Genomic DNA, 18874 nt, shown 5'->3' with positions numbered 1-18874 from the left:
CCGGCGTTGTGCCGGGTGCTCTTCCTTACTAGCTCGGCCCCCGCCTCGCCGGGCGGGCCGGGCCCGGCGCCCCCCCCGCCGCCCCCCCGGCCGGGAATCAGCTGCTGCTCGAGCTCGTCGACGACGTCGAGGTGCTGCAGACGCTCGGGCAGAGCACGGACGCGCCGTTCTCCGCCATCCCGTGGCCCGCGGTCAGCGACTCGATGGCGAGACCGCTGTCGGCGAGGTCGAAAACGTCCATCGGCAGGTTCTTGAGGTCGAAGTCGAGCTTCTGGGAAACGCTCATTCTCTTGTCAGCCTTTCTCGGGAGAAAATCGCAAGACCCATAGCCGCGCATAATCCGCCAGGAAAAATGCGGCTAGTGGCTTCCGAACGGAAGGCTAACTCCGGCGCGCGGAGAAGCGCCTTTCACCGGCCTGTCACCGACCTGTCGGCGCGCTGAAAAGCTTCTTGGAAAGGCCGCCCTCACGCGGTGGACGCGAGAACGGCCTCGATGTCGTGGGCTCGCGGATCGGCCAGCCCGGCCATCAGGTCGAGCGCCGTCCGCAGGATGCCGCGGGCCAGCATGTCGTGTCCGGCCTCGTTGAGCGCGTCGCCGAGATCGGCGAGGGTGATCGCCTCCCAGCGCTGGTTCCTCGTCCGGCGGAACAGGTCGATGGACTGGCGGAAGGCGCGGACGGCCGCGCGGGTGTCGCCCGTCATGACGTAGGCGCGGCCCAGGTTGCGCAGGCACATCGCGTCGGACGTGTACTCCCTGAGCCGCAGGTTGATCCGGTGCGCCTGCTGGAACGCCTTGACCGCGCAGCGGTAATGGCCGGCCACGGTCTGCGCGATTCCGATGTTGTCCAGGGCCAGGGCGATGCCACGGGGATATTCGTTCCGCTCGTGCAGATCCAGCGCACGCATCAAATGCCGCTGGGCCTTTCCGTATTCGCCGGCCTCGCCATAGGTCATGCCGAGATTGCACAGCGCCATGGCCTCGCCGTACGGGCTCTTGCTGCGCTCGAAATGAATGAGCGCTTCGCGGAAATGTCGCTCCGCCGGCTCGACGTCACCCCTGTCGGAGTAGATGCAGCCCACGGAGTTGAGGGTGTAGGCCTCGCCGATGGGCTCGCTCGCGGCCCGCGCCGCGCGTACCGCCGACTTCAGGCTGTCCAGGCCGTCGGACCACGGGATGCGCGCGTCGAAGAAGCTGGTCATGGCCATGGTTATGCGCCATGAGTAGTGCGCCCACCCGTTCGTGGCCGCCCATGACGTCACCGCCCGGAGAGAGTCGTACTCCAGCTCCAGCCAGGCCATCGCCTCGTCGGCGTCGGCGAACGCGAGAGGACGCCGGCGCGGCCGCATCGGCGTGAGGAAGTCGCGGCGGCGGTACGGCACCAGGTGCTGGTCGGCGCTCACAGCGGTGAAGAGGTAGTGATCGAGGAAGCGCCGTATGGCGGCCTGCCGCTCGCCGGGCGGCATGTGCAGCCGTGCCTGATCGACGGCGTACAGCCGGATCAGGTCGTGCAGCTGGTAGCGGCAGGGGCGGCGCTGTTCGAGCAGATGGGCCGCCACGAGCTGGTCCAGGCCCCGCTTGACCTCGGCGGGCGGAAGGTCGACCAGTGCCTCGACCGTCTCCAGCGCGATGTCGCTGGCGGGGTGCAGGCCCAGCGCCTGGAACGTGGCGGCCGCCGCCGGGCTGAGCGCTCCGTAGGACCAGGACAGAACGGCGCGCAGGTCGATGTTCGGATCGTTCTCGCCGGTTCCCAGGTTGTCGAGTCGGGCCTTCTCGTCCGCCAGCCCGTCGACGACCTCGGCGAGTGTGGCGGCGCGCTGCGCGCGTTCGGCGATGATGGCCAGCGCGAGAGGCAGATGGTCGCAGAGCTCGACCAGCCTGGAGGCCGCCGCGGGCTCGCGGGCGACCCGGGAGGGGCCGACGGCCGCCGCCAGCAGCTCGACGGCCTGGGATTCCGGCATCGCGCCCAACGTGACACGGTGCGCGCCGTCACGGATCGACAGAGACCGTAGCTGGTCGCGGCTGGTCACGATGACCAGGCCGCCGGCGCCCGGCAGGAGCGGGCGCACCTGGTCGGCGTTCCGGGCGTTGTCCAGCAGGATGAGCGCGTGCTGGTCGGCGAGGATGGTACGCAGCAACGCGCAGCGCTCGTCCACGTCGACGGGGATGGCCTCGCTCTCCACGCCGAGACCGCGCAGGAGGCTCTCCGCCGCCGCGGCCGGCGTCATCGGCTCGCTCGGTCCGTAGCCGCGGAGGTTGAGGTAGAGCTGGGCGTCGGGGTAGTCATGGGCGACTCGGTGGGCCCAGTGCGCGGCCAGCGTCGACTTGCCCGCCCCGGGAGCGCCGTCGATGGTCACGATGATCGGGGCGTTCGTGCCTCTGCCGTTCCGGCCCAACGCCGCCACGCCTGAGTGCAGCCGGTCCAGTGCCGCCAGCTCGTCCTCCCGGCCGGTGAAGCGCGCGATGCCGTGGGGCAGTTGCCGGGGGCTCGGCGTCCCGCGCCGGATGGCCGTGCCGCCCGGGTGGTCGCCGGTGTCGCCCATGAGCACCGTCTGGTGCAGCTGGACCAGTTCTTCACTCGGGTCCAGGCCGAGCTCCTCGCGCAGCACCGTACGTACGCGCTGGTAGGCGCTCAACGCCTCCGCGCGCCTGCCGCTGCGGTGCAGAGCGGTGATCAGGCGCGTCCACAGCGGCTCGCGGCTCGGGTAGCGCTTGGTCAGCTCCGTCAGCTCGGCGATGAGGCGCCCCGGCGGCTCGCTGGCCAGCTCCAGGTCGATCCGGCGCTCGGTGGCGCCGAACCACTCCTCCGTCAGGAGGGGGATCACCTCGTGTTCCAGCCAGGGGCCGCTGGCGTTGCCGAAGGGCTGACCGCGCCACAACCGCAGCGACTCGCGTAACAGGTCCATCTCCTCCTGGGTGGAGCCGGCGTCGTCGGCGCGCCGCACGAGGCCGCGGAAGCGGTGCAGGTCCACCGCGTCGGGCTCGATCTGGAGCTGGTAGCCGTCCGGCTCGGTCTGGATGAGGTCCGCCCCGATCAGCCGCCGCAGCCTGGTGACATAGGTGTGTACGGCGCCGCGCGGCCAGCCCGGTCCTTCGCCCGGCCAGAGCCGCTCGGCGAGCGTGGGCGTCGAGACCGACTGGCCGACCGACAGCAGCAACGACGCGAGGACCGTCCGCAACTGGCCGACGGGCACCGCCACCGCGTCCTTACCGACCTGCACCTCCCAGGGCCCCAATACACCGAAGCTGATGTCGCCGCCATGTGATCCCACAGCCGTTCCGGATGACGCGCCTGCCAATGCCTGACCTCCCACGGGGACGAGCTACGGACCGTGTTGCCGGGATTTGCCGGGGTATGGATGGTGGATAAACGGCAGTTGCCGCACTCCCTGTCAATCTAAGCCAAGACGGGCGGCTGCGTGCTTAAACTTCTGTTGAACCTTCGCGGGCGGCCTATGATGTGGGTGTTGTGGCCGGTACGCCCCATGAGGAGGTTCGTGAGCGGCGAACGCCTGGAAGAGATCGTCGAGCGGCTGGAGATCCCGCACCCGTTCGACATCGTGGAGTTCACCCACCAGGTGGCGCGGGCCCGGCGGCGGCGCATCGAGCTCAGGCCCGTCGACACCGCCGCGGACGGCCCCAGCGGCATGTGGCTGGCCACCGACTCGGTCGACTTCATCTGCTACGAGCAGCGGACCAGCCGCAGCCATCAGGAGCACATCATCCTGCACGAACTGGGCCACATGCTGTGCGAGCACGAGTCGGCGCCGATCGCCCCCGACGCCCTGCTGCGCATCCTGCTGCCGACGCTGGACCCGGCCATGGTCCGCTCGGTGCTCGGCCGGACGACATACTCAGAGCCGCAGGAACACGAGGCCGAGCGGTTCGCGATGCTGGTGCTGCGGCACGCCGGCCGTCTTCCCACGGTGCGCAGGCCGCCGCTGTCGGCGGAGGCGGCCGGGATTCATGACCGTATCCAGGCGGCACTGGCTCCGCGTACCAGGTCATCCTGACCTCTGCGGGATTCGGCGAGAAGGGATGCCCCATGGTCGCGTCCGAGCGACGACGAAGAGTGACCATTTCTGACGTGGCGAAACACGCCGGGGTCTCCAAGGCGGCGGTCTCGAAGGTCATCCGCAACGACTACGGCGTCAGCGAGGCCATGCGCGAGCGCGTCCAGCGGGCCATCGAGGAACTGGGCTACCGGCCGCAAGCCGCCGCGCGAGCGCTGCGCGGACGGGCGTACACCATCGGCGTGCTCATGCGGCACATCGGGCTCCCGTTCTACGCCGAGATCATGAGCGGCCTGGTGGAGCAGCTCGCGGAGTCCGGCTATCAAGCGATCATGATCCAGGGCGGCACCCAGGACAAGACCGAGGAACGAGCGATCGACGCCCTGATCGATCGGCAGGTGGACGGCATCCTCATGATCGCTCCGCTCGCCGGGCGCACCCGGTTGGAGCAGGTCGCACGCGAGATCCCCACCGTGGTGCTCGGCAGGCACGACCGGTCGGCGGCGTACGACTCGATCGTCGATGACGACCGGATCGGCTCCGAGCTCGTCATGGAGCACCTGATCGCACTCGGGCACCGGCGCATCGGGCACATCACCTTCCAGCAGGACCAGCGGCGACCCGCCGACCAGGTGCCGCGCATCAGGGCCGAGAGCTACGAACGCGTGATGCGCGATCACGACTTGGCCGAGGAGATCGCCGTGGTCGCGACCTCATATTCCGAGGAGGGCGGCCATCGCGGCACCTATGAGTTGCTGGGCCGGTCCCCACGCCCCACCGCGATCTTCGCGGGCTCCGACGAGGCGGCTCTCGGCGTCCTCGCCGCCCTCCATGAGGTCGGCCTCTCCGCCCCCGGCGACGTCTCCGTGGCCGGCTACGACAACACCCGGCTGGCCGCCCATCCCAACATCGCGCTGACCACGGTCGATCAGGACGGAGCGGTCATGGGCCGTACGGCGGGACGGCTGCTGCTGGAGCGCATCGAAGGCCGCACGGCGGCGGTGCACTTCTCCGTCACGCCGACCTTGGTCGTCCGCCGCTCCACCGCGCCTCCCGGCGGCCAGGCCCAGGACCCGGCATCTGTTTGATTATGGCTGTCAACAATTCGTCAGCTTGCGCAGCCGTTCCAGGGCGTCCGGGTCGTTCAGCGCCGAGCCCAGGGCGACACCCCGGCATCCGGCCGCGAGGAAGTCGGCGGCGTTGGACGCGTCGATGCCCCCCGTCGCCACGAACCTGACTCCGGGGAACGGCGCGAGCTGCGCCTTGATCCAATCGGCGCCGAGCTGTGCCGCGGGAAACGCCTTCAGCCAGGTGAAGCCACGGGCCAGGGCCGCGGCGATCTCCGTGGAGGTGGCCACACCCGGCAGGTGCGGCAGTCCGAGCCGCAGCGATTCCGTCGCGACCTCGGGATGCAGTCCGGGGGCGACCGTGAAGGCGACGCCCAGCTCGCTGACGGCTGCCAGCTGCTCGGCCGTGGTCACCGTGCCCGCGCCGACGCTCTTTCCGCTCGCTTTGGCCGCGTCCACCGCCGCGCGCAGCGACGGCAACGCGTCGGCCGTCTGTACCGGCACCTCGACGAGCTCGATGCCGGACGCCCAGGCGTGCTCGCACATCCGCACGGTGGCCTGGGGATCGAGGTTGCGGAAGATGCCGAGGACCGGGTTGCGGTCGAGGTGGCTGCCGAAGAACTCAGCGGCGTCCATGGTCGTCTCCTGTCCAGCCCAGAGTCTTGGAGATCTCGTGGGCCGCTTGGCGGAAGTCGTCGATGTGCGCACGCAGCTGCTCCAGCGGTGCGACCGCGCGCAGGGCGGTGATGGAGATGGCGTGGATGACCTTGCCGCGGGCGTCGAACACCGGCAGGGCCACGCAGTTGATGTAGTCCTCATGCTCGCCGTCGTCCTCGGCCCAGCCCCGCTCCCTGGTGAGCGCGAGATCGGCTTCGAAGGCGGCGGCGTCGGTGATGGTCGTGGGGGTGAAGCGGGTGAACGTGACGCGCTCCAGAACGCGGGCGCGGGTCCTGTCGTCCTGGTAGGCGAGGATGACCTTGGCGACGGCCGCGCTGTGCGCCTGGGCGGGCAGGCCGATGCGGGAGCCCATGGCCACGCTGCCCCGGCCGTCGATCTTGTCGACGTACACGATCTGGTCTCCGGCCAGCTCCCCCAGGTGGACCGTGTGGCCGTAGCGCTCGCTCAGGTCGTTCAGGATGGGATGCGCGAGGGAGCGGGCCTCGACCTGGTCGAGGGCCAGCTGGCCGAGCGCGATGAGCTGGAAGCCCATGGCGTACGCGCTGCCAGGGACGCGCCGCACGAAACCGCCCTCCTCCAGCGTCTGGAGCAGGCGCAGCGCGGTCGACTTGTGCACCCCGAGGTGCTCGGCGATCTCACCGAGCGTGCGGTGCCGTACGGAGACGAACCCGACGATGTCAATGGCACGGGCGACGGTCTGCGACATGGTGGTGCTCTCCTCCTTCTCTTTCTGCTTCTGCTTCTGCTTCTGCTTCTGCGAGCAGCGAGACGACCTCGTCAGCGGGGGGAAGATCGGCCAGGTCGGCCGGAGACATCAGCACGCGGGAGGCCGCGTAGTGTCCCAGGCGCAGCCGCGTCACCTCGTCGCGGCCATCAAGGAACCCGCTCAGCCACCCGGCCGCGAACGCGTCGCCCGCGCCGACCGCGTCGAGGACCTCGACCGGCAGGGACGGCGCCCGGTGCACCCCCGTCGGGGTGAAGCCGACCGCCTCGATCGCGGCGTCCTTGACGATCAGGTAGGTGGGCCCGTCGAGCAGCGCGCGCACGCTTTCGGCGTCCGTGGTGCCCCACAGCGCCGCCGCCTCGTCACGGCCGACGAAGACGATGTCGGCCCGCTGCGCGAGCTCCAGCAGCACCGACGCGGCGACGGCGCCGCTCCCCCACAGGCGCGGCCGGTGGTTGACGTCGAAGCTCACCACGGACGGCCGCAGCGGACGGTCGTACACGATGTGCCTGGTCAGCTCCAGGCACTGCGGGGAGATCGCCGCGGTGATGCCAGAGATGTGCGTCACCCTCGCCGGCCGCACGGCCCAGCCCGCGACGTCGGCGGCGGTCATGACCGAGGCGGCCGAGCCGCTTCGGTAGTAGTAGACGGAGGTGCCCGAGGCGGTCGGGTCCTTGAAGTACACGGCGGTGGGCCGCTCGTCGTCGCGATGGACGAGGCCGACGTCCACCCCGCGAGCGCGGAGCGAGTCGACCACGAGGTCACCGAGCGGATCGCGGCCGACCGCGCCGGCCCAGGCCGTGGTGTGGCCGAGCTGGGCGAGCAGCGCGGCGACGTTGGACTCCGCGCCGCCTGGGCGCAGGATGAAGCTGCTGTCCGCGTCGAGGCGGCCGCCCGCGGTCGGGGTGACCATCACCATGGTCTCGCCGATCGCGAGTACGTCTACGGGTCTCATCGGCCGTTCATCCCTCGTTGGCGTCGATGTACATGCGGAGCGGACCCGCAGATGCCCACTCTCGACACCCTGACGAGCACCTGACCGGTCGCGAGCTCCAGAGCCGGAACCTCTTCATGGGCGGGCCGATCCACCCCCGCCCATGTCACTACCTGCATTGGACCCTCCATATTGCATTCTCTGCAATGGCTGTGCTGCATTTGCAATATAGTCGACGCCTCCGCTCACCGTGGGTGGGGGCACCTCGAAGGAGCGGATGATGGAGATCATCCGAGTCGAAGCGCGGCACGTGGCGCGGTCGATGTGGTGCTCTCGCAGCCCGGCCGCACGTGGATCGAGCACCTCACCAACCCGTCGTACTGGGGTCTGGACCAGCGCGTCGAACCGCTGTTCCTGGGCGAGGCCGAGGTGATCGGCGGCGTTCCGCACCTGCCGGCGGAGCCGGGCATCGGTTTGCACGTCAACGAGAAGGCCATGCCTGAACTGGCCGACTGGGTGGAGTAGGGGTCGCCCGGGGGTGGGTCGAACTCCACCCGGCGCCGTCCGGGCGGTGAGTTGAGCTCCACCCGGCGCCTTCGTGGTCTCCTTCAGCGGGCGCTCACTTCGTCTCCAGCACGGTACGCGTGACCGGCACGAACTCTGCCGAGCGCAGCTCCAGCGGCCACCTCCGCGCGCGCGTCCGGGGAGGCACGTACACGGGCGCGTCTTGCGCGAACGGCAGGAGGCGCAGCTCGATCGCCCCGTGCTCCAGCAGCTCCGTGCGGAAACGGCGCAGGCCGATCTCCCAGCACGGGCCGTACCAGAACCGGTCGGCCACCAGGCGCCCGCCGATGTAGGCCCGGCCGACGTCACCGGACCAGTCGAGGCGCAGCAACACCTCCTCCTCGCTGCCGAGCAGGGCGGCGGGCACGGTGATCCGGTAGACGGCGGCGTGCTCGAAGTCCTGGTCGCCGGGGGCCGAGGCACGGCCTGACGCCTCGTCGATGACCGGCCGCCTGGCGGGCCCCGCCACCACCACCTGCTCCACCTCGGCGGCCACCGTCTCAACGGCCGCTGTCTCGGGGAACGCTGTCTCGGCGGACGCCATCTCAGCGGACGGGGCTTCGGCGGATGGGGCGGGCAGTTCGATGACCTCGCAGCCGTCGTACTCCTTGTTCGGGCCCGGGAAGACGCGCAGCAGATCACCTGGGCCGCCGCCGTAGAGGACGAGCTGGTCACCGTCCACGACCGCCGGGCGGGAGCTGAGGATCAGCCGGTCCCTGCCCCACACCTTGGCGCGCGTGGCGGTGAGCGCACTCTTCTCGTCCAGGATCAGGACGTGCGCGCTCGACCCATCGGCGGCAGTGACTCGCAGCAGGCAGTCGACACCGGGGCGCAGGTCACGCACGACGACCTTGCCGCCGTTGCCGCCCTTAGCGCCCTTGCTGCCGTTGCCGCCGTCGCCGTTGCCGCCATCATCGCCGCCGTTGCCGGTCACGGTTGCCGGGCCGTCGATCGTGGTGACGGTGTCGGCGTCGAAGACCAGCTCGACCGGGATGCCCGCGGTCTGGGTCAGCACATGAACGGGCTCGGCGCCGTCGATGACGCACACCGGCTGGGCGGTGGCGGTCAGCAGGACGCTGCGCCCGATCGGACGTGCGAGGGGCCAGACGAAGTAGGCCCCGGAGGGTACGGTCACCGGCTCGCTCGGGACGACGAGTTCGCGGTCGGCCAGCTCGACGGCGAACCGGACGTTCTCCTGGTCGGGCAGTGTCTCGACCGGCTGGTGGTTGTTCACGAACAGGAACCCCGAGCGCCCGTCGGAGCGTACGGCCCAGCGCAGGGACCGCCGGTCGGCGGTGTCGTCCGGCGCGTCCGGCGGCATCGTCAGCACCATGGTGGCCAGATCGGGCCCGTCGGAGGCCAGCCACAGATGCTGCATCCGCAAGTAGGCGTACGAGTCGCGGAACTGCCCGTACTCGCCGAGCGGCGCCTGGAAGTCGTAAGTGATCACCGGGCAGTCGTTGGGGTAGCCGGTGGCGTGCGACTCCTGCAACGTGGACAGGGCGCCGATCTTCTGGGACGCGCCGTGGTACATGTAGTAGCCCTGCCACACAGAGCCGCTGCCCAGCTTGACCAGCGCCAGAGCCGCGATGTCGGCGGCCGTCACCAGGGGGCGACGGTGGTAGGAGGTGTACATGCCTCCACCCAGCTCGCAGGTGGCGAACGGGTAGCGCGCCAGGTGACTCTCGTCAGTCTCCAAGGAAGAGGACGATGAGACGGTACGCAGGTCGGCGCCGATGGAGTCGTCGTCACGGCCCGGACCGAAGAAGTAGTGTGCCCTGCTCTGCTGCGGCCACCCATCGTGCGCGGTGTCCCACGCCGCCTCGGAGTAGCCGCCGAACACCGGGATCAGCTCGTCCGGCGGCAACTGGGCATGACCCCAGCCAGTGGCGGTCCACAGCGGGGCATCGATTCCGGCCTTCTGGGCCATCCGCTTGAGAGTCAGCAGATGGTCAGGCTGGTCGTACAGCTCGTTCTCGATCTGGACGGCCACGACCGGGCCCCCGTGCTCACGTGTCAGGCCCTGGAGCTGTGCGGCGATCTGCTCGAACAACGGCCGGACGAGTTCGAGGTAGCGCGGGTCGTCAGTACGCGGCTCGCCGTCCGCCGCGAGCACCCAGTCAGGGAATCCCCCGTTGCGCGACTCCCCGTGACCCCACGGGCCGATGCGTGCGACCACGTCCAGCCCGAGCTCCGCGCACGTCATCACGAACCGGCGCAGGTCACGGTCGCCCGTCCAGTCGAACGCACCGCACCGCTCCTCGTGCAGGTTCCAGAACACATAGGTGGAGACCGCCGTTACTCCTCCTGCCCGGACCTTGAGCAGTTCCTCCCGCCACTCGCCCGCGGGATAGCGGCCGTAGTGGAACTCGCCCATGACCGGAAACCACGGCCTGCCGCCACGGGTCAGGTGGCGCGAGTTCACCTCGATCGCGTCGGGCCCGTGCGCCGGATCGCCAAGACGCAGATGACCCCGCAGGGGTGGGGCCAACTCGCCCGGCACACTCAGTCGCTGCACAGCTGGAGCCTTCCTCGCCACTCATAACCCACGACACGTTCGCTCATAACCTGCGACATGTTCGCCTATCCCCCGCGACATGTTCGCTCATCAGCCACGGCACGTCTCGCGCGGCTCCCCTTCCAGGGTCATCGTCACCCCGCCGAGTCCGGTGGGCACCATATCGACGTGGCACCCGCCGGACCCCGCGCCACGTGGGGCCCGCCCATGATGGTCGGCGTTCGATCAGTTCCAGTGACCGGCCGTGGCGGCTTCGGTGACATAGTCCTCGAAAGGCCTGGGCCGGCGGCCGAGGGCTCGTTCCACGCCGTCGGCGACCTCAGTGCCCCCGCCGTCTCGGATGGCCACCAGGACGCCGGCGAGCAGCCGCGCGACCGCCCCATGGACGTCCTGAGCGATCTGCTGCATCGGGCCCGGGCCGGCAATGCGACGATCAGGCAGCTGATCCAGCGGCCACCGTGGTCGCTGACCTTCGCCGACGCTCCTCCGCTCACGATCGTGGCCACGCTCGGCGGCCACGCGTCGGTCCGCCTCGACGAGGCCGATGCCGCACCGGTACGCCTGTCCGCGGGCGATCTCGCCCTCATCAGCGGCACCGGCCGTCACACGATCGCCGACGACCCGTCCACCCCACCCCAGGTCGTGCTGTACCAGGGCAGGAAACACCTTCTCGACGGGAGCGAAGTGCCGCCGGGGCCCAGCGGAGACTGGCTCCCCGCACCTACGGCGACGGTCTGCCCGGGGCGACGACCCTGATCCGGGGCGGCTACGACCTCTACGGCGACGTGGGCGACCGCCTGCTGACCATGCTCCCGCCGCTCGCGGTCATCCCCGCCGGCCCCCGTACCCGGGCAGCGCTGGATCTGCTCGCCACCGAGATCGCCCGCGAGGAGCCCGGCCAGGACGCCGTACTGGGCCGGCTGCTGGATCTGGTGCTCGTGCTGGCGCTGCGGGCCTGGTGCGCCACGCCACAGGCGGCGTCCCCCGCCTGGTATCGGGCGTTGACCGTTCCCGCCATCGGCGACGCGCTGCGGCTGCTCCACGAGGATCCCGCGCGCCGGTGGACGGTCGCCGCGCTGGCCGCCGAGGTCGGCATGTCCCGCGCCGCCTTCGCCGCCCGCTTCACCGACCTGGTCGGCGAACCCCCGCTCACCTACCTCACCGGCTGGCGGATGACCTTGGGGTCGGACCTGCTCCGCGACACCGACATGACCATCGCCGCAGTGGCCCACGCGGTCGGGTACGAGGACCCGTTCGCCTTCAGCGTGGCCTTCAAGCGCGCCCGCGGCGTCAGCCCGTCTCTCTGGCGCCGAGCACGCTGATCCCGAGTCAAAGCGGGCAGAGTATCCTCGAGAGGTTTTGCCGAAGCGGCAACACGATTCGCGGCGGCCTCATGGTCTCCCGGATGATTCCCAAACTCACAAGCCTTGGAGGATCGATGATGCGGCCCGCCCCGGACGCAGAGCTCACACATCGGCTGGTCATGACTCGCGCCGGCCGCGTCCACCTGGTGGAGCAGGGCTCCGGGCCGCTGGTGCTCTTGGTGCACGGCTTCCCTGAGTCCTGGTACTCCTGGCGCCACCAGCTGCCGGCGCTGGCCGCGGCCGGCTACCGGGCCGTCGCGGTCGATGTTCGTGGCTATGGCCGCTCCTCCAAGCCTGCGGACATAGCCGCGTACCGGATGCTCGACCTGGTCGAGGACAACGTCGACGTGGTGCACGCCCTGGGCGAGCGGACGGCGGTGATCGTGGGCCACGACTGGGGCGCGCCCATCGCCGCCAACTCCGCCCTGGTCAGGCCGGACGTCTTCCGCGCGGTCGGGCTGCTCAGCGTGCCGTACACCCCGCGCGGCGGGCCGCGGCCCAGCGAGATGTTCGCGCGCATGGGCGGGGAGGAGGAGTTCTATGTCGGCTACTTCCAGGCGCCCGGCCGGGCCGAGGCCGAGATCGAGCCCGACGTCCGCGGCTGGCTCGCCGGCCTCTACGCCGCCCTGTCCGCCGACACCATGCCGCCCGCTGACGCCCCCCATCCGCTTCTCGTCTCCCGGGGCGGGACGCTGCGCGAGCGCTTCCCCGCTGATCGGCTGCCCGCCTGGCTCAGTGAGGACGACCTCGATGTCTACGCCGCGGAGTTCGAGCGGACCGGCATGAGCGGGGCGCTCAACCGCTACCGGAACATGGACCGGGACTGGGAGGACCTCACCGACTTCGACGGCGCCCCCATCACCCAGCCGTCCCTGTTCATCGGCGGCGCGCTGGACGCCTCCACCGCCACCTGGCTGGCCGGCGCCATCAAGGCGTTCCCGACGACCCTGCCGGGCCTGGTCTCCTCACACATCCTCGACGGCTGCGGTCACTGGGTCCAGCAGGAACGCCCTGCGGAGGTCAACGAGATCCTCACCGGCTGGCTCGCCGGTCTGCCGGCCTGAATCCGCAGACCGGGAGTTCCAACAATCGTGACTTACGGCAATGAACATATGTCAAACAGTCAGGCATCGGAGGGCCGCATGGGCAAGAATCGGTAAAGACCGTATTCAAGGAGGTTCTCGTGCGCGCAGTTCTCACCGCCGTGCTCGCGACGCTCACCATGTTGGCCACCGTGGCCAGTTCGGCAAGCGCCGCACCATCCCAATCGTCCTTGCCCGGCGGGAAGGCCAACTTTGTGGTCTCGCAGGGCTTCCTGCGCGCCGGGTCCACTCAGAACTGGGTGCGTCTGGGTACGTACCAGTTCAAGGCCGGCGGCACCGTCAGCGCGAACACCTACCTCTGGTGGCAGCGCAAGCCCGAGGGCAGGCAGAAGACCGGTGTCGTCCCGGATTCGAGCTGCGCGACCAAGGCAGGCGGCTCCAGCTCACGCGTACGCGCCTGCGACGTACTGACCGCCGCCGGTTTCACCGGCGCCCCGGACGAATCCCGTACGGGAACGTACACGGTGGCCGGCGACGTGGTGAGCATCAGGTGGAAGATCGCCCAGACCTGGACCGAGAAGTGGCGCGTGAAGCTGTCGCCTGACGGCAAGCTCGCCCAGTTGCAGTTCGCCGGCGGCACCCTGGCCACCAACGGATACGGCTACGGGAGCAACGCCCCGCTCACCACTCGCCGCGCGATGAGCTCCGTGCGGGCCTTCTCCGGAACGCTCAAGCAGGACCTGGTCTCCTGGGCGGGCAACCGCATCGTGAAGTCGGACGGTCAGGTCTTCAAGCAGTCCTCGTTCCGCAACTGCGCCACGACGACCTGGTGCCTGACGTACCTGCAGCCGTCGTCCCCGGGCGCCTGCCAGAAGTCCGGCGGCTGCCCCAACGTCGGCGGCGGCACCAAGGCGAACGTCAGCTCCATCCAGTACTACCTCGTCAAGGTCTCCAACCGCGACCGACGCGACACCCTGTGGCACTGGTGCACCTGCCTGGCCATGGAGGCCAAGCAGTTCTGCTACTCGGGCAACTCCCACATCAAGCCGCTTGAGCAGATCATCGACGACAGCGGGGCCTTCCGTGGCTGGGTGGGCGCCGAGGCGTCCTTCTACTCCGGGGTCAGGACCAAGGACATGATGGCCGTATTCCGCGTCTCCGACTTCCGCTGACGCGTGCGCGCCGGCGGCGCTCGGCCCCCCGCACAGGGTCAGCGCCGCCGGTGGGCCGCCGGGGTCGGTGATCGCCGGGGTCGGTGGCCCGCAGGGTCGAGGGGCGGCATCAGCCTCGTAGGTAGGTGACGACCGCGAGTACGCGGCGGTGGTCGTCTTCGGCGGGCGGCAGGTCGAGCTTGGTGAGGATGTTGCCGATGTGCTTGCCCACGGCGGCCTCCGAGATGACCAGTTCCCGGGCGATCGCGGTGTTGGACCGCCCTTCGGCCATCAGGGCGAGCACCTCCCGTTCCCTCGGGCTGAGGCGCTCAAGCGGGCCGCGGCGGCGCCGCAGTAGTTGCCTGACCACCTCCGGGTCCACGACGGTGCCGCCCGCCGCGACGGCGTGCAGGGCGTCGAAGAACTCCTCGACGTCGCCGATGCGGTCCTTGAGCAGGTAGCCGACCCCGGTGCCGTCCCCGGAGTCGAGCAGCTCGGAGGCATAGGTCTGCTCGACGTACTGGCTGAGCACCAGGATGGCGAGGCTCGGGTCGGCGGTGCGCAGCGCGACGGCGGCGCGTAACCCCTCCTCGGAGAAACCTGGCGGCATCCGTACATCCGTCACGACGATGTCGGGCCGGTGCTCGGCGACGGCCGTGATCAAGGCGTCGGCGTCTCCGACGGAGGCGGCCACCTTGTGGCCGAACCGGGCCAGCAGCCCGGACAGCCCCTCGCGCAGCAGCACGCCGTCTTCGGCGACGACTATCTTGAGGGAACGTGCGACGCGCAAGGGATCTCCACCCGTAACAGGGTCGGGCCCCCGTTGGGGCTGGACAGCATCAGTCTGCCGTCGACGACGGAGACGCGGTCGGCCAGGCCCGCCAGCCCCGTACCGGCCGAGGCGTCGGCGCCGCCCACGCCATCGTCTCGGACCTCCACCGTGAGCCGCCCGCCCTCGAACCGCCCCTCGACCATGGCCCGCCGGGCCTTGCTGTGCTTGGCGACGTTGGCCAGCGCCTCGCAGACGACGAAGTAGGCGATCGATTCCACGGGCCCCGGCAGGCGCTCGGAGAACGCGACGGACACCTCCACCGGCACCGGAGAGCGGTCGGCCACGTCCGCCAGCGCGGCGGGCAGACCTCGGTCGGTGAGGATGCGCGGGTGAATGCCCCTGATCAGGTCGCGGATCTCGGCCAAGGCCAGCTTCGCCTGCTTGTGCGCCTCGTCGACGAGCTCGGCGGCCTCCTCGCCATCCGACATCTTCGCCAGCCCGAGCGTCATCGTCAACGACACGAGCCGCTGCTGAGCGCCATCGTGCAGATCCCGCTCGATGCGCCGCCGCTCGGCTTCGAAGGCCTCCACCAGGCGGGTGCGGGAACGGGTCAGCTCGGCCAGTTGCTCGTCGTCTCGAGGGGTGAGGAGAAAACGGGCCAGCATGGCGTGGGCCAGCGCCAGCGCCGTCAGGGGATAGATGGTGAGGACCAGCACGACGACGCCCAGCACCGCCACGAGGAACGCCTGAAGATAGCCCTCGATGTGCCACAGCTTGAGCACGTTGATCGAACCCGTTTCGCCGACGGCGAGCGGCGTACAGATCATCACGACGGGCACCACCAGCCCGTAGAGCGCGATGGCGAACTCGACCGGCCACAGCACCAGGGCCAGGAGCCCGGTGTAGGCCAGCTCCCTCCAGGTGGCCTGCTCACTGAAACGCAGCTCCAGCCACGCGCGCGGCCCGGGCCGGGCGGGCACGCGATGGGGAGTGGTGACCGGCTCCCCGTCGATGATCCGCAGGCGCCTGCGCTCCAGCGCGGCCACCGGAACACCGCCGAACCCCAGCGCCAGCACCACCGGGATGCCGATCAGCACCAGATTCAGCACGGAACCGGTGACCAGCAAGCCCAGGCACAGCGCGAGCACGATCACGCCGACGCCCACCCCCGTGACGAGGTAGGCCATCGCGCGCCATGGCAAGGAGGAGAGGATCAGATCTCTCCGGGCGAGCGCCTGCCAGGCCTGTCGTGGTCGCACTCCCAAAAGATAAGGGGGTGGCGGGGGCGCTGCCGATGGGCCTCGCACTACCGCGGAGGTATACCCAGCCCTACCTCGAAGAGTAGGCCCTCTCTCCCTGCGCCCGCGGCGTCGCCGCCGATGTCATTGCTCCATGAACGAGACAGCTGCCTTGCGGTCGGCACGAGCTACCGACCTGCGGGCCTTCCTGTCGGTGGCCGTGCGCAACCAGGGTGTGGTGGGCGCCGTGGCACCGAGTTCGCCGTCGCTCGCGCGGGCGCTCACGGCGGTGGTGCCGTACTCGGGGACCCCGGTCGTGGTGGAGCTCGGCCCGGGTACGGGGTCGATCAGCGAGGCCATCCGGCGCAGGCTGCCGCCCGGCGCCCGCCAGCTCGCGATCGACGTCGAGCCCTCGATGGTCGCCCACCTGCGCCGTGCCAAGCCGTGGCTGGAGGTGATCCACGGCGACGCGGTGGAGCTGGGCGCCCTTCTGGCGGCGGCCGGCGTGACCCGGGTCGACGCGGTGGTCAGCACACTGCCGTGGTCACTGTTCCCCGGCCCCCGTCAGTCGCGCATCCTGCACGAGATCGGTCGCGTGCTGGCGCCGGGCGCCGCCTTCACCACGGTGACCTACCTGTACGCCATGCCGCTCCCGAGGTCCAGGGCGTTCCGGCGGCGGCTCCGGTCCGCCTTCGAGGAGGTCTTGACCACCGGGCCGGTCTGGCGCAACCTGCCGCCCGGAATGACGTACGTGTGCCGGCGGCCGGTCCTCGATGTCTGAGCTGCTGGGGCAGCTTTCACCGCCGCTGGTGCTCATCGTCGGCTGGCTGCTCATCGTGGCCGAGGCCGGCCTGCTGATCGGGGTCTTCCTGCCGGGGACGAGCGTGCTCGTGGCTCTCGGCTATCTGTCTCATCTGGGTGTGGTGCCGCTGGGCGCGACGATCGCGGTGGCGGCGTTCGCGGCGATCACCGGTACGCAGCTGTCCTTCCTCATGGGACGGCGGCGCGCCTTAGGACAGCGGCGCACCTTAGGGAGGCGGCGCACCTTGGGAAAGTGGTGCACCTCGGGAAGTCGGCTTGACGCTCTGGCGGGATTCTGGGAGCACGGCCGCCGCCTGCTGGTGCGGCGTGGGGTCTGGGCCGTCCTGGCCGGTCAATGGCTGGGCAGCGCCCGCACGCTGGTTCCCCGTCTCGCGGGCTGGTCTGGCATGTCGTACCGGGCCTTCGCGTGCGCGAGTCTGCCGACCGCCGCCGCCTGGGCGGCGACGCTCGTGAGCCTGAGCCGCTTCCTGGCTCCGGAGGTCATCCACCGCATCACCGGCCATCTCGCACTCGCCGGCCCGTCGGCGGTCGCCCTGCTGCTGCTCGCCTTCTGGCTGCGACACCGCAGGCAGGCTCGCCAGGCAGGCCGGTAACGCCGCCGCGCCCGGTCAGCGGGGTGGGTCGGCCGAGTCGTGGGCGGGCAGGGGCAGGGGCCGGTCGGTGAGGAAGGCCTGGAGAAGCCTGGTGTAGGTGGCGGGCTGGTCGCCCGCGATGGCGTGTCCCGCCCCCGCGATGGGCACGAGCGTCGAGCCAGGCAGCGTACGCCGATACTCGTACGTGCTCTCCCAGGGAATGAAGTCGCAGCTACCACGCATGATCAGCGCCTTCGTCCCGATCCGCCGAAGCTTGGGCCGGGGGTCGGGGACCTGGCGGAAGTCGTCGCTGGTGACCTGGTTGACGTAGAAGCCCTGGCGGTTGTGATGGGGCTCGCGTGAGGGAGTGCCGGGGCACGAGCCGGTGTCCTTGCTCACCAGAGCGAGTTCGTGGAAGCGCTCGTCCGCCTCCTGATCGCCGAGCAGGGCGTGCGCGGCCTCGGGGTTGATGCCCAGCAGGAGGAACGTGGTGAGCATCCGCGGTGATTCGGTCAGTTCGTCGTGGCGTTCCCGCTGCGCCGGAGTGAGTAGCTGCGAGAGATCGCGGTCGGGGTTGGCGCCCGGCCAGAGCGTGCCCGGCGAGGTGAAGACCACCTTGGCCACGTTACCGGGATGAGCGGCCAGGTATTGGGCCGCGAGCGACCCGCCCCACGACTGGCCGACGATGATGACCTTGTCCGCGCCGATGACGCGGCGGATCGCTTCGAGATCGGCGACGTGCCGGGCGACGGTGTAGCCCGTGACGTCGTCCAGCCTGGTGGAGCGTCCCGCGCCGAGCTGATCGTAGGCGTACACGTCGAAACCCGCCGCCGCCAGGGCCTCGCCACCCACCGGTATCCCCTCTCCTGGCGTACCTGGGCCGCCGTGGAGGAAGATCACTGGTGTCGGGCGGGGCTTGCCGGCCGCGGCGGCGTGGACGTACGCGATCCTGGACCCGGTCGGCAGATCCCAGAAACGGACGCCTTCGGGAGCCGGGGCGGTGCTCGGGACCGGGCCTGGCCGGAAGACGGTGGCCGCCGCGAGCCCGGCGATGACGGCCGTCAAGCCGATGGCGGCCAGCAGCGCGACCATCCGGCTCCGGCGCGCGCCGAGCAGCTTGAGCGCCGGAGCGGCGAGCAGGAAACCGGTGCCGGCCATCGTCACCAGCCCAGCGGCCGCAAGTATCGGGATATGTGCGCTTATGGCGGCGGTGGCGAGGAAGCCGGCGGCCCCGGCGGGCGGCGCCACCACAAGAGCGGCCAAGAGGAGAGCGCCTCCGAGGAGGCGGCGCGGAAAGGTTCGGGCCATGGAGATCACGCTAGGAGCGGGAAAAGGCCGCTCCCTGGCCCTTCAGAACCGTTTTTCACCCGCCGGAACCCCGCTTCCCGGCGGATACCGCCCCCGCTTCCCGGCGGA

At 70.3% G+C, this 18874-nt stretch carries 18 protein-coding genes; 9 read left to right on the top strand and 9 right to left on the bottom strand.

Annotated elements, in window-relative coordinates:
- Positions 1-97: 97 nt before the first annotated feature.
- Both AB0B61_RS32820 and AB0B61_RS32815 read right to left on the bottom strand, forming a co-directional pair.
- On the bottom strand, positions 98-286 hold the full coding sequence (locus AB0B61_RS32820) for a thiomuracin/GE37468 family thiazolyl RiPP peptide (RefSeq protein WP_355448036.1): 189 nt from the start codon (positions 284-286) through the stop codon (positions 98-100).
- 179 nt (positions 287-465) lie between these two features.
- The gene (locus AB0B61_RS32815; protein ID WP_358440115.1) at positions 466-3234 is read right to left on the bottom strand and encodes a BTAD domain-containing putative transcriptional regulator; all 2769 of its coding nucleotides are present in this window, start codon (positions 3232-3234) and stop codon (positions 466-468) included.
- 261 nt (positions 3235-3495) lie between these two features.
- Here AB0B61_RS32815 and AB0B61_RS32810 point away from each other — a divergent pair, with 261 nt between their 5' ends.
- Together AB0B61_RS32810 and AB0B61_RS32805 are read left to right on the top strand one after the other, a co-directional pair.
- Complete coding sequence (locus tag AB0B61_RS32810; RefSeq protein WP_358440113.1) at positions 3496-4011, top strand: hypothetical protein; 516 nt, start codon at positions 3496-3498, stop codon at positions 4009-4011.
- A 74-nt stretch (positions 4012-4085) separates the two neighbouring features.
- Positions 4086-5099, top strand: coding sequence for a LacI family DNA-binding transcriptional regulator (locus AB0B61_RS32805; RefSeq protein WP_358440111.1), 1014 nt, complete (start codon positions 4086-4088; stop codon positions 5097-5099).
- Positions 5100-5108: 9 nt separating this feature from the next.
- Here AB0B61_RS32805 and AB0B61_RS32800 read toward each other — a convergent pair whose 3' ends face one another.
- Genes AB0B61_RS32800 through AB0B61_RS32790 form a run of 3 tightly spaced genes read right to left on the bottom strand, consistent with a single transcriptional unit; the run spans position 5109 to position 7435 of the window.
- Positions 5109-5714: a bifunctional 4-hydroxy-2-oxoglutarate aldolase/2-dehydro-3-deoxy-phosphogluconate aldolase gene (locus AB0B61_RS32800; protein WP_358440108.1), complete on the bottom strand. Its 606-nt coding sequence runs from the start codon at positions 5712-5714 to the stop codon at positions 5109-5111.
- Positions 5701-6462 (bottom strand): IclR family transcriptional regulator, encoded by a 762-nt coding sequence (locus AB0B61_RS32795; protein ID WP_358440106.1) that lies wholly within the window; start codon positions 6460-6462, stop codon positions 5701-5703. Before AB0B61_RS32795 ends, AB0B61_RS32800 begins: the two co-directional genes overlap by 14 nt.
- Positions 6434-7435: a sugar kinase gene (locus AB0B61_RS32790; RefSeq protein WP_358440104.1), complete on the bottom strand. Its 1002-nt coding sequence runs from the start codon at positions 7433-7435 to the stop codon at positions 6434-6436. The genes AB0B61_RS32795 and AB0B61_RS32790 overlap by 29 nt, the downstream gene beginning before the upstream one ends.
- Before the next feature lie 306 nt (positions 7436-7741).
- On the opposite strand from AB0B61_RS32790, the gene AB0B61_RS32785 reads away from it, so the two are divergent.
- A complete protein-coding gene (locus tag AB0B61_RS32785) occupies positions 7742-7939 on the top strand; it encodes a hypothetical protein (RefSeq protein WP_358440102.1) in 198 nt (65 codons plus the stop codon).
- Positions 7940-8033: 94 nt separating this feature from the next.
- Here the strand turns inward: AB0B61_RS32785 and AB0B61_RS32780 are convergent, their stop codons facing one another.
- Positions 8034-10496 carry a beta-galactosidase gene (locus tag AB0B61_RS32780; RefSeq protein WP_358440100.1) on the bottom strand — a complete coding sequence of 821 codons (2463 nt, stop codon included), beginning with the start codon at positions 10494-10496 and terminating at the stop codon, positions 8034-8036.
- A gap of 234 nt (positions 10497-10730) precedes the next feature.
- Between AB0B61_RS32780 and AB0B61_RS32775 the strand changes: the two genes are divergently transcribed.
- The 4 genes from AB0B61_RS32775 to AB0B61_RS32760 all read left to right on the top strand — a co-directional run bounded on the left by AB0B61_RS32775 (position 10731) and on the right by AB0B61_RS32760 (position 14075).
- Entirely contained in the window at positions 10731-11252 is a 522-nt protein-coding gene (locus AB0B61_RS32775) for a cupin domain-containing protein (RefSeq protein WP_358440511.1), read from the top strand.
- Positions 11204-11818, top strand: a complete 615-nt coding sequence (locus tag AB0B61_RS32770) for an AraC family transcriptional regulator (protein WP_358440508.1) — start codon at positions 11204-11206, stop codon at positions 11816-11818. The genes AB0B61_RS32775 and AB0B61_RS32770 overlap by 49 nt, the downstream gene beginning before the upstream one ends.
- A 161-nt stretch (positions 11819-11979) precedes the next feature.
- Positions 11980-12924: an alpha/beta hydrolase gene (locus AB0B61_RS32765; RefSeq protein ID WP_358440097.1), complete on the top strand. Its 945-nt coding sequence runs from the start codon at positions 11980-11982 to the stop codon at positions 12922-12924.
- Between the two features lie 119 nt (positions 12925-13043).
- Positions 13044-14075, top strand: a complete 1032-nt coding sequence (locus AB0B61_RS32760; protein WP_358440094.1) for a hypothetical protein — start codon at positions 13044-13046, stop codon at positions 14073-14075.
- A 109-nt stretch (positions 14076-14184) separates the two neighbouring features.
- On the opposite strand, the gene AB0B61_RS32755 is transcribed toward AB0B61_RS32760, so the two are convergent.
- Entirely contained in the window at positions 14185-14844 is a 660-nt protein-coding gene (locus AB0B61_RS32755) for a response regulator transcription factor (RefSeq protein WP_358440091.1), read from the bottom strand.
- The gene (locus AB0B61_RS32750) at positions 14817-16085 is read right to left on the bottom strand and encodes a sensor domain-containing protein (RefSeq protein ID WP_358440089.1); all 1269 of its coding nucleotides are present in this window, start codon (positions 16083-16085) and stop codon (positions 14817-14819) included. Before AB0B61_RS32750 ends, AB0B61_RS32755 begins: the two co-directional genes overlap by 28 nt.
- Before the next feature lie 133 nt (positions 16086-16218).
- Between AB0B61_RS32750 and AB0B61_RS32745 the strand changes: the two genes are divergently transcribed.
- Together AB0B61_RS32745 and AB0B61_RS32740 are read left to right on the top strand one after the other, a co-directional pair.
- Positions 16219-16845 (top strand): methyltransferase domain-containing protein, encoded by a 627-nt coding sequence (locus tag AB0B61_RS32745; protein ID WP_358440086.1) that lies wholly within the window; start codon positions 16219-16221, stop codon positions 16843-16845.
- Positions 16838-17479, top strand: coding sequence for a VTT domain-containing protein (locus AB0B61_RS32740; RefSeq protein WP_358440083.1), 642 nt, complete (start codon positions 16838-16840; stop codon positions 17477-17479). The genes AB0B61_RS32745 and AB0B61_RS32740 overlap by 8 nt, the downstream gene beginning before the upstream one ends.
- A 15-nt stretch (positions 17480-17494) precedes the next feature.
- On the opposite strand, the gene AB0B61_RS32735 is transcribed toward AB0B61_RS32740, so the two are convergent.
- Complete coding sequence (locus AB0B61_RS32735; protein WP_358440081.1) at positions 17495-18766, bottom strand: alpha/beta hydrolase; 1272 nt, start codon at positions 18764-18766, stop codon at positions 17495-17497.
- Positions 18767-18874: the final 108 nt, after the last annotated feature.

The sequence above is a fragment of the Nonomuraea sp. NPDC049158 genome (assembly GCF_040648335.1).
Classification (GTDB): domain Bacteria; phylum Actinomycetota; class Actinomycetes; order Streptosporangiales; family Streptosporangiaceae; genus Nonomuraea.
Note: the sequence above shows the minus strand (reverse complement) of the source record. Positions and strands in the feature narration are given on the sequence as shown.

What these genes read in the sequence shown, in the direction of transcription:
- AB0B61_RS32820 (WP_355448036.1), bottom strand. Translation starts at nt 286, where the DNA reads ATGAGCGTTTCCCAGAAGCTCGACTTCGACCTCAAGAACCTGCCGATG.
- AB0B61_RS32800 (WP_358440108.1), bottom strand. Translation starts at nt 5,714, where the DNA reads ATGGACGCCGCTGAGTTCTTCGGCAGCCACCTCGACCGCAACCCGGTC.
- AB0B61_RS32795 (WP_358440106.1), bottom strand. Translation starts at nt 6,462, where the DNA reads ATGTCGCAGACCGTCGCCCGTGCCATTGACATCGTCGGGTTCGTCTCC.
- AB0B61_RS32790 (WP_358440104.1), bottom strand. Translation starts at nt 7,435, where the DNA reads ATGAGACCCGTAGACGTACTCGCGATCGGCGAGACCATGGTGATGGTC.
- AB0B61_RS32765 (WP_358440097.1), top strand. Translation starts at nt 11,980, where the DNA reads ATGACTCGCGCCGGCCGCGTCCACCTGGTGGAGCAGGGCTCCGGGCCG.
- AB0B61_RS32745 (WP_358440086.1), top strand. Translation starts at nt 16,219, where the DNA reads ATGAACGAGACAGCTGCCTTGCGGTCGGCACGAGCTACCGACCTGCGG.
- AB0B61_RS32740 (WP_358440083.1), top strand. Translation starts at nt 16,838, where the DNA reads ATGTCTGAGCTGCTGGGGCAGCTTTCACCGCCGCTGGTGCTCATCGTC.
- AB0B61_RS32735 (WP_358440081.1), bottom strand. Translation starts at nt 18,766, where the DNA reads ATGGCCCGAACCTTTCCGCGCCGCCTCCTCGGAGGCGCTCTCCTCTTG.